This is a genomic window from Bacillus sp. 005/A4HT-01/001, from assembly GCF_004634445.1.
Lineage (GTDB): Bacteria > Bacillota > Bacilli > Bacillales > Bacillaceae > Bacillus > Bacillus altitudinis.
The window spans coordinates 198757-211594 of record NZ_SEIZ01000005.1 but is presented as its reverse complement, the minus strand read 5'-3'; the positions used below and the strand labels follow the sequence as shown (position 1 = coordinate 211594).

At 40.2% G+C, this 12838-nt stretch carries 15 protein-coding genes; 6 read left to right on the top strand and 9 right to left on the bottom strand.

Annotated elements, in window-relative coordinates; translation table 11 throughout:
• Nucleotides 1-19: 19 nt before the first annotated feature.
• The 3 genes from ES896_RS15735 to ES896_RS15725 form a co-directional block, all read right to left on the bottom strand.
• A complete protein-coding gene (locus ES896_RS15735) occupies nucleotides 20-847 on the bottom strand; it encodes a MerR family transcriptional regulator (RefSeq protein WP_135227011.1) in 828 nt (275 codons plus the stop codon).
• Between the two features lie 140 nt (nucleotides 848-987).
• A complete protein-coding gene (locus ES896_RS15730; RefSeq protein WP_135227010.1) occupies nucleotides 988-1311 on the bottom strand; it encodes a carboxymuconolactone decarboxylase family protein in 324 nt (107 codons plus the stop codon).
• Between the two features lie 26 nt (nucleotides 1312-1337).
• Nucleotides 1338-1727 carry a tautomerase family protein gene (locus ES896_RS15725; protein WP_065460026.1) on the bottom strand — a complete coding sequence of 130 codons (390 nt, stop codon included), beginning with the start codon at nucleotides 1725-1727 and terminating at the stop codon, nucleotides 1338-1340.
• 111 nt (nucleotides 1728-1838) lie between these two features.
• Between ES896_RS15725 and ES896_RS15720 the strand changes: the two genes are divergently transcribed.
• The gene (locus ES896_RS15720) at nucleotides 1839-2723 is read left to right on the top strand and encodes a LysR family transcriptional regulator (RefSeq protein WP_135227009.1); all 885 of its coding nucleotides are present in this window, start codon (nucleotides 1839-1841) and stop codon (nucleotides 2721-2723) included.
• A 29-nt stretch (nucleotides 2724-2752) separates the two neighbouring features.
• Here ES896_RS15720 and ES896_RS15715 read toward each other — a convergent pair whose 3' ends face one another.
• The 4 genes from ES896_RS15715 to ES896_RS15700 all read right to left on the bottom strand — a co-directional run bounded on the left by ES896_RS15715 (nucleotide 2753) and on the right by ES896_RS15700 (nucleotide 6874).
• Complete coding sequence (locus tag ES896_RS15715) at nucleotides 2753-3166, bottom strand: DUF6508 domain-containing protein (RefSeq protein ID WP_058214336.1); 414 nt, start codon at nucleotides 3164-3166, stop codon at nucleotides 2753-2755.
• A gap of 147 nt (nucleotides 3167-3313) precedes the next feature.
• On the bottom strand, nucleotides 3314-4075 hold the full coding sequence (locus ES896_RS15710; protein ID WP_412055289.1) for a methyltransferase domain-containing protein: 762 nt from the start codon (nucleotides 4073-4075) through the stop codon (nucleotides 3314-3316).
• Between the two features lie 441 nt (nucleotides 4076-4516).
• Nucleotides 4517-5902 carry a 23S rRNA (uracil(1939)-C(5))-methyltransferase RlmD gene (rlmD, locus tag ES896_RS15705; RefSeq protein ID WP_420359081.1) on the bottom strand — a complete coding sequence of 462 codons (1386 nt, stop codon included), beginning with the start codon at nucleotides 5900-5902 and terminating at the stop codon, nucleotides 4517-4519.
• 102 nt (nucleotides 5903-6004) lie between these two features.
• Entirely contained in the window at nucleotides 6005-6874 is an 870-nt protein-coding gene (locus ES896_RS15700; RefSeq protein WP_135227007.1) for a DNA-3-methyladenine glycosylase family protein, read from the bottom strand.
• A 433-nt stretch (nucleotides 6875-7307) separates the two neighbouring features.
• Between ES896_RS15700 and ES896_RS15695 the strand changes: the two genes are divergently transcribed.
• From ES896_RS15695 to ES896_RS15685, 3 genes are all read left to right on the top strand, one after another.
• Nucleotides 7308-7814, top strand: a complete 507-nt coding sequence (locus tag ES896_RS15695) for a hypothetical protein (protein WP_007496625.1) — start codon at nucleotides 7308-7310, stop codon at nucleotides 7812-7814.
• A 131-nt stretch (nucleotides 7815-7945) separates the two neighbouring features.
• A complete protein-coding gene (gene corA / locus ES896_RS15690; RefSeq protein WP_135227006.1) occupies nucleotides 7946-8905 on the top strand; it encodes a magnesium/cobalt transporter CorA in 960 nt (319 codons plus the stop codon).
• A gap of 33 nt (nucleotides 8906-8938) precedes the next feature.
• A complete protein-coding gene (locus tag ES896_RS15685; RefSeq protein WP_041090709.1) occupies nucleotides 8939-9433 on the top strand; it encodes a DUF2716 domain-containing protein in 495 nt (164 codons plus the stop codon).
• 34 nt (nucleotides 9434-9467) lie between these two features.
• Here ES896_RS15685 and pdaA read toward each other — a convergent pair whose 3' ends face one another.
• Nucleotides 9468-10259, bottom strand: a complete 792-nt coding sequence (gene pdaA, locus ES896_RS15680) for a delta-lactam-biosynthetic de-N-acetylase (RefSeq protein ID WP_065460022.1) — start codon at nucleotides 10257-10259, stop codon at nucleotides 9468-9470.
• A 102-nt stretch (nucleotides 10260-10361) separates the two neighbouring features.
• On the bottom strand, nucleotides 10362-10553 hold the full coding sequence (locus ES896_RS15675) for an SE1561 family protein (RefSeq protein WP_003218031.1): 192 nt from the start codon (nucleotides 10551-10553) through the stop codon (nucleotides 10362-10364).
• 147 nt (nucleotides 10554-10700) lie between these two features.
• Between ES896_RS15675 and yfkAB the strand changes: the two genes are divergently transcribed.
• Together yfkAB and ES896_RS15665 are read left to right on the top strand one after the other, a co-directional pair.
• Nucleotides 10701-11822 carry a radical SAM/CxCxxxxC motif protein YfkAB gene (gene yfkAB / locus ES896_RS15670; RefSeq protein WP_017366833.1) on the top strand — a complete coding sequence of 374 codons (1122 nt, stop codon included), beginning with the start codon at nucleotides 10701-10703 and terminating at the stop codon, nucleotides 11820-11822.
• Between the two features lie 7 nt (nucleotides 11823-11829).
• Nucleotides 11830-12666 carry a mechanosensitive ion channel family protein gene (locus ES896_RS15665; RefSeq protein WP_025206933.1) on the top strand — a complete coding sequence of 279 codons (837 nt, stop codon included), beginning with the start codon at nucleotides 11830-11832 and terminating at the stop codon, nucleotides 12664-12666.
• Nucleotides 12667-12838: the final 172 nt, after the last annotated feature.

Here is a 12838-nt window from a genome sequence, read left to right as displayed (position 1 = left end):
TTTCTCCTTTGGGCAATGTTTACGATTTGACTTCATTTTTTATAGGAATTTGAATTTCAATGAGTCTTCCTTCTTCATTTTCAGACAATGGGTAATAAATCTCTCTGCCCGGCTGATCTTCTTTCACGCGGTATCCGTTATGTTCGATCCATGTCGCCAGGTCAACACAAGCAGATTGTGCAAATGGGGATTGTGAATGAAATAATAGTGTCGCCATGGTTTCTTCAGCTGGTAACGTGCGCATCGTAATTCCCTGAGGAAGAGAGCCCCTTAACGCTTTAGCGGAATACCCAACCTCAAATTCGAACTCACTTTCTTTAGCAAGTGATTCCCTCCACAGCACGATTTGTGGCTCTGAGTTCAATTCTTGCGGGTGTTTATGTAACAAATGATGAAACGTTTGAAAGAATGATGGGATTTCATCAACAGTTCCGTTGGATTGAAAAGACATGATGCGTTTGCTTTCAACCGATTTGATGATGACCTCCTGCTCTTTTTCAACACAACCCTCTCGTTTGATGAGGTGCATCCGCTCCTTAATACGCGCTAATTTCTGCTGTTCTCTCTCGATCAATTGCTGAATCTCACTTTCTTTCAAGAGAAACATGCCCTGAATCTGCTCGACAGAAATATCTTCACGAAGAAGCTGACTCATTTGCTTTAACGTAAAGCCTAATTCCTTGTACAGAAAAATCCGATTAACCTCAAGCAGCTGCTCAGCTGAGTAATACCGGTATCCAGATTCTTGATCGATCTGTTTAGGTTTTAATAAATCGATCTGGTCATAATACCTTAAGGTTTTGACAGGGACTTTACTTAACATAGAAAAATCGCCAATCTTGAACATCCTGCATCTCCTCCGTTTTGTTGATCTGATCAAAGTATAAACCTTTCAGTAAAGGGGAAAGTCAATAGAAGATTTTAAAATACAATTTATTCGCATATAAAAAAGCCCTATCTCAAATAGGGCTCGTTGTTTGATGAATTTTATTTGTCCTCCAAAATATGTTTAGCCGCTTCTAGTGCTGAAGCTGCTTTAGGCCATCCGATATAAAAACTAAGATGAGTGATGACTTCAATCAATTCGTTCTTGGTGACACCATTTTCTTTGGCAAGATGTAAATGGTATTCCAGCTGATTCAGACTGCCCGTACTTACTAAAGCTGAGACTGTAATCATACTGCGATCTCTAAGAGAAAGTTCCTCCCTTCTCCATAAATCTCCAAAGAGAACTTTTTCTGAATACTCAACAAATGCTGGAGCAAAAGCTCCGAGAGTGAATTTTACAGTTTGCTTGATTGGTTGATGCATAGCTATTTCCCCTTTCAATCGTTCCGTTACTTGATCATCTGCGCAAGCCCTTCTCCAAAGGACCAATTTTCCAAGCCTGTCTCAATCAGCATAATGAATACATTTTCTTTTGATATATGGAGTTTGTTATACAACTGGTCAGCTATTTCCTTATATAAAGATTGCTTCTGTCCCTCGGTTCTTCCTGAACCACATGTAATTTGGATATATAAAAGACGATGATCTCTTTCATGACGAACAAGATAATGGGGATCAAAAAAAAATTCTTCTTTCTTATGTGAACTGAATACCTGAAAGTAGTCTTTTTTAGGAACTTGAAATTCTTTTATCAGAGCCTTCATGATCGTTTGGCTAATAGAAGTTAAGCTTTCTTTATCGTACTCATCTTCCATATAATTGACTTTTACAAATGGCATGTATGTCATCTCCCTTTTTCTGTCTCACTTCATTTTACATCCCAATACTCGTTTTATATAATTGAATAATATATAAAAATGTATTCATATATCGAATGGAGAATATTAGAAATGTACCTAAAAGAGTTAAAAGCATTTAAAGCCGTGATTCAGGAAGGGACCTTCTCAAAAGCCGCTCAAAAATTGAATTATGCACAGTCGACCATAACGAATCAGATTAAACGATTAGAAAAGGAGTTAGGATTTCAATTGTTTGTAAGAGGATGGGAGGCTGAATTAACCCCTTCAGGACAATTGTTTGCCAAAGAGATTGATCAGTTGATACTCCATTGGCATTTTGTATTAGAGCAATCACAAAAACTCCAAAAAGAAGAAATCGGAACCTTGAATATAGGCGTCATAGAACCAATTGCTGTCTCTATTCTTCCTTCCGTCCTTCAAACATTCAGAAAGCAAAAACCGAATATCACATGCCACTTTATCATCGGTAATACAGATTTCCTTCACAAGCAGCTCCTCCAGGGGGAGATCGATTTTGCTATTGCAGGGGAACCTGTGATGAACACACTTCCGTTTGAGGAGTTGTACAAGGAGGAAATGTCTTTTATTATTGCAAAACAGCAGGCAGATCAAGTTGGAACGATCTCATTGATCAAGGAACTTTATGAACAGCCTCTGATCATAGGCGGGGAAAGTTGTTTATATCACATGAAGTTACAAAAGGAACTTTCAAGAATAAATGTGGAGCCCTTCACTTATACCGTCAGCCAGATTTCAGCCATTCCATCATTTCTAAAGGGATTTCCCTCTGTCGGCGTCGTCCTTTCCTCTACCCCATTATCAGACGAGTTTGTGAAAATTCCAATTGAAATGGAGGACCCTTTTATCCCGATAGGAGTCTTAACTCATAAGGACCCCCATCTCTCTCTGGAAAACACCAAGCAGCTGCTGCTTAATCTATTTCGTCAAGAAGCGGAGCAATTCACATGCTCGTGATCTCGTATCAAAAACAAAAAACCTAGATTTCATACATCTAGGTTTTTTAATCTTTCAAGCCATTTCAAGATCGCTCCACTTTTAAAGAAATTGAATATGGCTCCCTCACTAAATCGCTCAGCTCTCAAAACCCCCATGATGAGAGCAAGTACACACTGTGCATTTAAATTTGAAATGTCCACATGCTCCATATCGTTCGTTCCCCATTCAATGCCATTTTCTTTGAGGATTTCTCTATAGTGGATAAGTTCCATTTCTTGATGCTGTTCTGCAAAGGTATAGACATCTTCAATAAAGCGTTGGACCGTTTCTGAATAATTCACAAAAGGCATCTGGATTGGGCGTTCAGCTATTCCATCATTTTCTTGATCGATCACCCATTCTCCGATATGATCCTCCTGAAGCTTCGGTATGTATTTTGTCAGAATCTCAAATTGACTCATCGTTATCCTCCTCTATTTTTTTAGAATGCTTTCAAGTCCGACAATAATAAAAGGAAACATTTTCAGGCCATGTATCGTGCATACAGGAATGACATTAGTTCAGAATTAAGCTGGAGCCTTCAAATAGATCGAAGGCTCCATTTCCAACTAAATTGCTTTAGCTAAAATCATAAATCGGTGTTGTTTTGCGTCAAAATAACCCTTTTGTTCAATGGTTTTATGAATGGTGTATAATTCATCCTTGAACTTACTTATTTCAAAACCTGGCACTTGCCAAGGAATTGCTTTTAGATAATACACCAATGCTCCGATATCATAAAATCTTAGAATGGGGAACTCTTCAGCACTTTTCAACACCTCAAAATGATTCTCCTGTATCTCTTTTAAAGCTAGCTTTAAGTTCCAATCAATAAATTCTTCATTTATTGGTACCCTTAGATTCTCATTAATCTCTATGCAATCGAGTCCACCGACTTGTTGAGTTAGAAAAATACCTTCTTTCGAGATAATTCTTCTCACCTCTTGAGATGAAAATGACTCATGTTGATTGATGATAAGATTAAATTTTCCAGTCTCAAACGGCAAATTTTCATCATTAGAAATTTGAACTACCTTAACTCCTAAAGGGGTTAATCGTTCTTTTGCGACAGGTACATTAGGTAAGTAACCTTCTGTAGCATAAACTGATGTTGGAAAAGGTCTTAATTTTGATAAAAACTCTCCACCACCTGTTCCCATGTCCAGCATTGATTTTGCACTTTGAACAAGAGAAGTAGCTATACTACCATATGACCATGAAAGCAACTCACTTTTCATTCTTCCAGTTTCAGATATGAATGAGAAATCCCACCCAACAAAAGGTTCATCTGCTTGTTTTATAAATGAAGAAAACTGTTTGTCATTCATCATAATCCCTCCAATTATCATTTTGCAGTTTTAATGATTAAATAATAGGTGGGCCTCTTACGAATATATAAAGTTGTTATATTTCATGTTCTTTTAGTCTCATATTCAATAACTCCCTGTAAGAATCTTGATTTTTGACATTCATTCCAAAATTCATTCAACTGATATTTGAGTAAGACATGATTTTGTTTGAGAATCGAGAGTTCATGATGGATGTCTCATTATAGAGGTCTAAGTACAATGATAGAAGAGAATACGAAAAAAGAGCTTAGGAAAAAATAGATTGTTAGTTAAAGTAAAACCCCTCCTGTTGGAAGGGTTTTTTCATTTAGTTACTGCCTTTTCTATTGCTGTTTTCGGTCCACCAATTTCGTCTGCTGTGGGTCCATATATAGTTGGAATCGTTTGAATGCATTTTGGTCTATCATAGCTGTCATTCCCTTTTTATTTAAGAGATAAAGACACTACACACTCCACATGAGCCGTATGCGGGAACATATCCACTGGCTGCATGTATTCGATTTTGTAGTCTTTTGACATGTATTCGAGGTCTTTTGCTAGTGTAGATGGGTTGCAAGAGACGTAGACAAAGCGTTTTGGTTTGACTTGTTTGACGGTGTCTAGGAAAGTGCGTTCGCAGCCTGTTCTTGGCGGGTCGACGACGATAACATCGGGACGGAAGCCTTCTTTAACCCATTTTGGCAGCCAGTGTTCGGCTGTGCCTGTCACATAAGTCGCGTTTTTCATGCCGTGTTTTTTGGCATTTTTCTTCGCGTCATCAATTGATTCTTTGATGACATCCATACCTCTTACTTCTTTTGCGCCATCTGAGATCCACATTCCAATGGTTCCAACACCGCAATACGCATCGACTACCTTTTCTTTGCCAGTCAGTTTAGCCGCTTTTTTCGCTTCGTCGTAAAGCTTTAATGTCTGCTTCGGATTCAATTGGAAGAAAGCACGTGCACTCAATTCAAATGAGACGTCTCCTAAAAATTCTTGGATGACCATGTTGCCAGCTAGGTGCGATGTTTTATGCCCAAAGATGACTGATGTTTTTTCGCCATTGATATTGTGCATAATAGACGTCACTTCTGGCAGACGTTTTTGAATGGCTTCGGCGATTTCTTTTTTCTTTGGAAACTCAGGCTTTGATGTGACAAGGACGACTTGGACTTCACCTGTTTCAAAGCCGACACGCACAACAATCGAGCGCACGTCGCCTTTTCTTGTCCGCTCGTTGTAAACAGATACGCCGAATTTCTCTAAAATTTTGCGGACGACGCCTGTTGTTTTATTCGTTTTCGGATGCTGGACGATACATTCCTTGATCGGGACAAGTTTATGGGAATTCAGCCCATAAAGCCCTGCGATGATGTCGCCGCTATGTGATCTTCCGACTTGGAACTGACTTTTATTTCGGTAGTGCCATGGATCTTCCATACCGATTGTTGGTCTAATGTCGATCTTTTCAACCGACAGCTTTGTATGACGCTCCATTGATTGAATGACAATATCGCGTTTTTCCTTTAACTGCTGCTCGTATGCCAAATGCTGAAGCTGACAGCCTCCGCACTCTTCGTATACTGGGCACGGCGGTTTCACTCGATGTTCTGAGCGCTTGCGGACTTTCCTCACCGTACCTTCTGCATATTTCGCTTGGACATTCGTTGCTTCAACTACTACTTCCTCACCTGGAAGTGCACCTGGGACAAAGACCACTTGCTTTTTAAAATAACCGACCCCTTCCCCATTAATGCCAAGGCGTTTAATGGTAAGCGGGAACTGCTGCCCCTTTTGCAGAAGGGCTCCTTGCTGTTTTTCTTTCACGTTTATTCTCTCCGTTCTATTTAAACCTTTATCGGTTGTCCTCATTTTATTCCATCTGAATAGTATATCACGACTTGGACGAAGAGAGAAAATGCCTTTCAATTATTTGTCTGTCTCAATACTTCTCCATAAATAAAGGGAGGCGTAGCTTAAATACGGTGCCCACTCCTTGCTTAAAACTGCCATCTCTTCTTTTGTTGGCTTTTCTGGCAGGTCAAAGTGACGTTTGATCGCATTTTGAATCCCGATATCTGCCATTGGAAAGAGATTTGGTCTTCCAAGTCCATTCATGAGGACATTTTGAACCGTCCAAGGTCCAATCCCTCTAATCGGAAGCAGACGTTCTTCAATTTCAATATCCGTTAAGTCGTGTAATTCTTCTAAATCCAGAGAGCCGCTCACTATTCGCTTTGAGACATCAATGACATATTCCGCTTTTCGCTGACTGAATTGCAGTTTTCTCAAATCATCGGTTTCAAGTGATGCAATGGTTTCCGGTAAAGGGTCAAACCAAACGCCGTCGATTTGCTCACCATACGTATGAACAAACCGTTTCGTCAGCTCATAAGCAAATGCAAGATTGAGCTGCTGATGAATGATGCATTTCATCAAGCAATGATATAGATGGAAATCCAGCATAAGCGGCGTTCCGATATGACGTTCAAAAATGGGCGCAAGATTTGTTTGAGCAAAATGGTCATGCACGGCATGTAATTGATGCTCCATGCCAAATATCCGCTTCACCTCAGAAAGGATGGCTTCCTCCGGCCCGTTAGCCTGTACCCGGAACGAAGGTGCTTCTTTTGTTCCTGTCGCTTGAACGACTGCCATGTACGGTTTATGATTCAGCCTCATCGGTACTTTGATTTCTCTTTTATCCAGATCGACCGCCTTTAATGGATCGCTCGACAAACGTCTCAGCACTTGATCGAAGTGATAGGGCGGTTCAACCAATAGGTGTTTTTCCCACATGTTTTTCCTCTTCCTTTCTGTCAACACACGCAGATGTGATTGTTTCACTTTGCATGAATGATTCTCTATATTGAATACTTTTAAATATAAAGAGTACAAGAATTTATCAGTTATATCTTCCTTATTTATGGTCATTCTCCTTTTGGATAGATGAAAATTTTTAGTCGAATTTAGCTAAAATTCGACAGCAATCTTCAACATTTTAGGATCATTTTCCTTAAATTAGAAATAGAACCTATGGGTGATATCTTCTGTTTCAAAAATATTTGTATAATTATGACATATCAAGGAGGTGAACAAAGGAATTAGCGGATTAGGCAATCATTTGTTTCATCTTGCAGGAACATATTTACCTCATTGATAACCGGCTTCACCTAGTTTCACGTTTTACTAAAAGAAGACCCAAAATTTAAAAACAAAGGAGATCCGACCAATGAAAAAAACAATTCTTTCTGTTGCCCTTGCCACTGCTGTTTCTTCGACACTACCAGTATTCGCTGACGCTGCTGAGCAAAAAACTGCTCCAGTTTCAACAACTATTCAGCAAACTGTGTTAAACAAAGCTGCTGAAGGTAAAGCAACGACAAATGCGACAAATGTTAACATTAACTTTGACGTACTTGGAATTGCCAATGCATTAATTAATGCTGCAAATGCTAACACAAACCGTGAAGGCTTTGTCAAAGGATTAATGGAGTCTGCTTTCTATGCTGCTGGCGCAAAATACAATGTTATGGTATTTAACTTAAGCCAAGGCTATGAGACTCGTTTCAACGGTGTTAAAACGTTTGCTACTGTTAAATACGGAAGCATTACGTACGGAGTTTGGGTATTTGAAAATGGATCTTTCACAAACAAAGGTGATGGCGGTTACATCAACTGGGCATTTAGAGGTTGGTTCGACCGTAACGGTGGTTTCGTCAACTTCCGTCGTCCTTAATTCTCGCTTTATCCATCAATCATACACGCACATTGGACCGATCTCAGCGATGAGATCGGCTTTTTTATGGTGAAAACGTATAAGTTCACCGCTGCTGCTTCATGATATAATGCAAGTCTGGAGGGGTGCACATGCTGAAAAAACTTGCAGTGACAAAAAACGGCGACTTGATTGAACATGCAACATTGCAGCAGCTTTCAAGCCCCGATATTGCCTGGTATTGGATTGATTTTTATGTGCCAACGGAAAAGGAAGCAGCACTGTTAAAGGAATTTTTTCAGTTCCATCCGCTTGCGATTGAAGATTGCTTCCATTATTTACAGCGGCCGAAGCTTGATTTTTATGAAGGATATATATTTTTCGTTCTTCATGCCCTCAATCAAAAAACACTTCGATCTGAGGAAGTCGACCTGTTTGTTGGAGAAAACTATATCGTTACTTTTCATTTGAAGGAAGCACCCTACATTGATCGAGTCATTCGAAAGCTCAAAGGGTCTGATAAAGCGCGAGAGAGCGGTCCAGAGCATATGGCTTATATGCTGATCGACCAGCTCGTCGATGATTATTTTCCTATTATTTATCAAATTGAGGACAGGCTCAATGAAATCGAGGATGAAGAAGGGCATAAAACGTATGGTACATTAATGAACGAAGTATTCGGTATTCGATCCGATTTGCTCAAACTGCGCAGAACCATTATCCCGATGAGGGACCTCTTATATCGAATTGTGAACACGAATATGATGAAAAGCGATGCAAACCGGCAAGCATATTTTAATGATATTTATGATCATCTATTGAAACTAACAGAGATCGTTGAGTCAAATCGTGATATGACAGCCGATTTACGAGATAGCTATCAAACACTAAATTCCAACCGAATGAATGCCATCATGATGACACTGACCATTGTCTCGACGATTTTTATTCCACTGACCTTTATTGTTGGGGTATATGGGATGAACTTTGATAACATGCCTGAATTACACTGGAAATATGGCTATTTTGGCGTACTGATTTTCATGGGTTTGCTTGTCTCAGGGATGCTTTTGTGGTTTAAACATAAAGGATGGTTTAGGATTTTCAAATAGTTTTTTGAGAGAAGTGCTTGAAAGGGAGATACTATGGAAAACTGGATTCCACTGACAGACAAAGAACTAAAGTACGCATGGAAAACATTTGATCAAAAGTTTAAATTTAACCCAAGCATCTCTCGCTTTCCCGGTTTTCAAGCACCATCTCCTTACATCACATATGATATCTCTGCTTATTTCGAGGACCCTTCTCTCCTAAGTGCGGATGAAGACCTTGAAAAGAAGGCACTGCTGTCTTTTCAGGAGAATATCACCGGAACCGGCGAATATATGCAGGTACTTGATTGGCAGCACGAATGCTATTGGATCACACCATACGGCTCATTTGAAAAAGATGAATTTGGAGAATGGAGAGTTCCTGTGCTCCCAAATGGGGATTACTATTTCTTTTTATCAAAAGAGATGACCTGGGGTTTACTAGGACACCCTTGGGAGCAAAGCATCACGATTTTCGGTGAGGGCTTGATTGACTCCTTTACTCGTCATCGCCCCCTTTTGTTCCAGCGTAAAATAAGAGAAGGATAAGTCAAAAAGCTTGCAGATGTCTGCAAGCTTTTTTCTATAGCTGAGGGAGATGCCATACTTTTTCAAGCATGAGATCGTCTAAGCTTTTAAAGGTATATCCTTGTTTTTTTAAAGCAGTGATGGCATCATCAAGTGCCTCGGCATTGTCCCTTGAAACGGTATGAAGTAAGTAAATGGCACCCGGATGCGCCTGTTTCATCATTTGATTGTACGCATACTGTTTTCCTTTTTGATGGTGGATGTGCCAATCTACAAACGCTACTGACCAGAAAACGCTTTGGTAGCCAAGCTGTTTCGTTTCCTTTAGTACCCTTTCACTGAACACCCCGCGCGGTGGACGAAGGTAGAGGTTATCTTGTTTTCCTGTGATTTTGTATACCGCTTCATTGACACGATCCAGTTCTTCTTTGATTTCTTTCGTGCTCTTTGTTGTTAAATCTGGATGGTGATAGGAATGGTTGCCAATAATATGACCTTCCTCTGCCATACGTTTGACGAGCTTGGGCTGGTCCTTTACAAAGTGCCCAGTCACAAAAAAGGTGGCGGGTACTTGATGTTTTTTCAGTACGTCCAAGATTTTGGGTGTGTACCCATTTTCATAGCCATTATCGAAAGTAAAATAAATCTCTTTCTTTTTCGTATTTCCTAAATAGAAAGCATCATATTTCTTTAAGAGTGTCGTCAGTTCCTTGCCGGCATCTGCTGGCTTGTGCCCTTTGCTTTTAGCAAATCCCCAATGAATCGGCTGATTAGACACGGCTTCTAGTTTTGAAAAAGGCATCGATACAAAAAGCGCACATAAACAGATCAGTATGCATTTTTTCATTTACGTCACTTCCCGGTTTTTCTTCTATTGTGCAGATTATACCGGGTACTCATACACTTTTTGACCTGCCAATTTAAAGAAAAAAGCCCGCATCAGCGCGAGCTATTCTTCCTTCCAATCGGTTTTAAACCGTTCATATTTCGCTTCTAGGTCGTCAATCATCTGGATCAGTCTGTCTATATCCTCAACGTCTGTGGATTCAGGATCTAATGAATCAATCACATTCATAAACATATCTAATCGGTTCTTTAAATAATCAACCTGCTGCTCTTTGCTGTCTGCTGCCTTGCCCATAGATACACTCCCTTTAGCATTTGTTTATAGCTTATCTTTTTTTCCTTTGTAAATCAATTGTGTCCCCTCTTGCGTATAACGGTGATGGGGCTTAAAATTAACTGTTGGCGGGTCTATGTTTGCCCGAATGAAAAGGAGATAGATACCATGAACCAAAAAACAGCACTTCGTCCGATTACACCTGCATTCGACCCTTGGGAAGCCTATCTCGATGTGCAGGATTACGGAGAAATGAAGCTGACAAATATTGAATTGACGACAACGACGTTGTGTAACATGAGATGTGAGCACTGTGCGGTTGGCTATACTTTGCAGCCAAAAGATCCGAATGCACTTCCACTCGATTTACTGCTTCGCCGTTTAGATGAAGTACCGCTCTTGCGTTCCCTTAGCATTACAGGCGGAGAGCCGATGCTGTCTCTGAAATCTGTACGGGAATATGTCGTTCCTTTATTAAAGTATGCCCATGAACGCGGCGTCCGTACCCAAATTAATTCGAATTTAACGCTTGATTTGGCTCGATATGAAGAAATTATTCCATACTTGGATGTCCTACACATTTCACATAACTGGGGGACGGTCGAAGAGTTTGCTACGGTTGGTTTTGCAATGATGGACCGAAAGCCAACCTTTGAGCAGCGTGAGAAATTGTTTAACCGCATGATTGAGAATAGTCAAGCACTTGTGAAAGCGGGTGTAACCGTATCTGCTGAAACGATGCTGAATAAGCGTACGCTTCCTTATATTGAACACATCCATCGTCAAATCGTGGACGAGATGAAATGCCAGCGTCACGAAGTTCATCCGATGTATCCAAGTGATTTTGCCAGCGCCCTTGAATCATTGTCGCTTCCGCAAATGCGGGATGCGATTCATCAGCTGCTCGATGTTCGTGATGAGAACACTTGGATGCTGTTTGGCACATTGCCATTTTATTCATGCAGCACAGATGAAGAAGACCAGCGCCTCTTGTCTCGATTGCGTCAAGCGAAAAATGTGACAGTACGAAATGACCCTGATGGCCGTTCACGGTTGAATGTGAATATTTTTGATGGGAATATTATTGTGACAGACTTTGGCGATACACCGCCATTAGGAAATATTGAAACCGATACGTTGCAATCAGCTTATACACGCTGGATGAACACAAAATTGGCAAAAGAACTGAATTGTCATTGCCCAAGTGTGCAATGCCTTGGTCCGAATGTTCTTGTGAAAAACAGTTATTATCAAGATGTTGATTTTACTTCTCGTACAGCCAGGGGGTAACCGATAGATGGACGAAACATTTCTGACAGTGGTCAAGAACAAATACATTGAAATTCTCCTTGTTGGCCTCATTCTTTGGCTTGCCGTCTTTATGATCAACAAAGCGCTTCAGATTTTCTTTAAACGCACTGAATTCATTGAAGACAAGAAGAAAAAAACGATTGAGAGCTTGGTCAAATCGGTTTCAAAGTATACAGCTTCCATATGTTTTGTCTTATATGTGATTTCTCTATTCTTTCATGACTTTGGGAAGATTCTTGCGGGGGCTGGTGTTGCTGGAATCGTCATTGGTTTTGGCGCTCAGACCTTGATTCGTGATATTTTAGCCGGCATCTTCCTCATTTATGAAAGGCAAATTCATAAAGGTGACTATGTGACGGTCAATAATCTTTTTAACGGAACCATTGAAGAAATTGGTCTCCGGTCTTTGCAAATTAGAGAATGGAGCGGCAAGCTGTTAACCATTTCAAACGGAGACATTCGTCAAATCCAAAACTACAATATGCACTACATGCGTATCACAGAGTCAGTCTTGATCAGCGCAAACCAAAATCCTGACATTGCTTTCAAGGCGCTAGAAACAGCATGTGATCAGTTAAATCAAATGCATCATGATTTACTGAAAAAAGATGAATTCCAAAACGCCATTGAACCTTTTCAGGTTCATGGCATTATGGGGCTCAATAAATTGAATCGCGGGATTGAGATCACCGTAAAAGGAATGGTCGAGGATGAAAAATACTTCGAAGCCGCCCTCGCTGTGCGAAAAGAAATGATCACACAACTTCATCAGCATGATGTGAAATTGCTTGAGGATCTCGTCTATCCACAGCCTGCAAAATAACCTCATTTTGATGGGGTTATTTTTTTGATCACTTTTTGTTAATCAGTTAATTATCATGCATGTAGTTCACTAGATCATTCGGTATGATGAGCTGACTAGACCACATGAGAAAGATGAGACACTCGAACAGCTCGGACACTTCAGCTAAGAAATTCCTTTCATTTCAGCCCTC

Excerpts from the sequence above, each read along its gene's own strand:
- ES896_RS15735 (WP_135227011.1), bottom strand. The coding sequence starts at position 847 with ATGTTCAAGATTGGCGATTTTTCTATGTTAAGTAAAGTCCCTGTCAAA.
- ES896_RS15730 (WP_135227010.1), bottom strand. The coding sequence starts at position 1,311 with ATGCATCAACCAATCAAGCAAACTGTAAAATTCACTCTCGGAGCTTTT.
- ES896_RS15725 (WP_065460026.1), bottom strand. The coding sequence starts at position 1,727 with ATGCCATTTGTAAAAGTCAATTATATGGAAGATGAGTACGATAAAGAA.
- ES896_RS15720 (WP_135227009.1), top strand. The coding sequence starts at position 1,839 with ATGTACCTAAAAGAGTTAAAAGCATTTAAAGCCGTGATTCAGGAAGGG.
- ES896_RS15715 (WP_058214336.1), bottom strand. The coding sequence starts at position 3,166 with ATGAGTCAATTTGAGATTCTGACAAAATACATACCGAAGCTTCAGGAG.
- ES896_RS15710 (WP_412055289.1), bottom strand. The coding sequence starts at position 4,075 with ATGATGAATGACAAACAGTTTTCTTCATTTATAAAACAAGCAGATGAA.
- ES896_RS15700 (WP_135227007.1), bottom strand. The coding sequence starts at position 6,874 with ATGTGGGAAAAACACCTATTGGTTGAACCGCCCTATCACTTCGATCAA.
- ES896_RS15695 (WP_007496625.1), top strand. The coding sequence starts at position 7,308 with ATGAAAAAAACAATTCTTTCTGTTGCCCTTGCCACTGCTGTTTCTTCG.
- corA (WP_135227006.1), top strand. The coding sequence starts at position 7,946 with ATGCTGAAAAAACTTGCAGTGACAAAAAACGGCGACTTGATTGAACAT.
- ES896_RS15685 (WP_041090709.1), top strand. The coding sequence starts at position 8,939 with ATGGAAAACTGGATTCCACTGACAGACAAAGAACTAAAGTACGCATGG.
- pdaA (WP_065460022.1), bottom strand. The coding sequence starts at position 10,259 with ATGAAAAAATGCATACTGATCTGTTTATGTGCGCTTTTTGTATCGATG.
- ES896_RS15675 (WP_003218031.1), bottom strand. The coding sequence starts at position 10,553 with ATGGGCAAGGCAGCAGACAGCAAAGAGCAGCAGGTTGATTATTTAAAG.
- yfkAB (WP_017366833.1), top strand. The coding sequence starts at position 10,701 with ATGAACCAAAAAACAGCACTTCGTCCGATTACACCTGCATTCGACCCT.
- ES896_RS15665 (WP_025206933.1), top strand. The coding sequence starts at position 11,830 with ATGGACGAAACATTTCTGACAGTGGTCAAGAACAAATACATTGAAATT.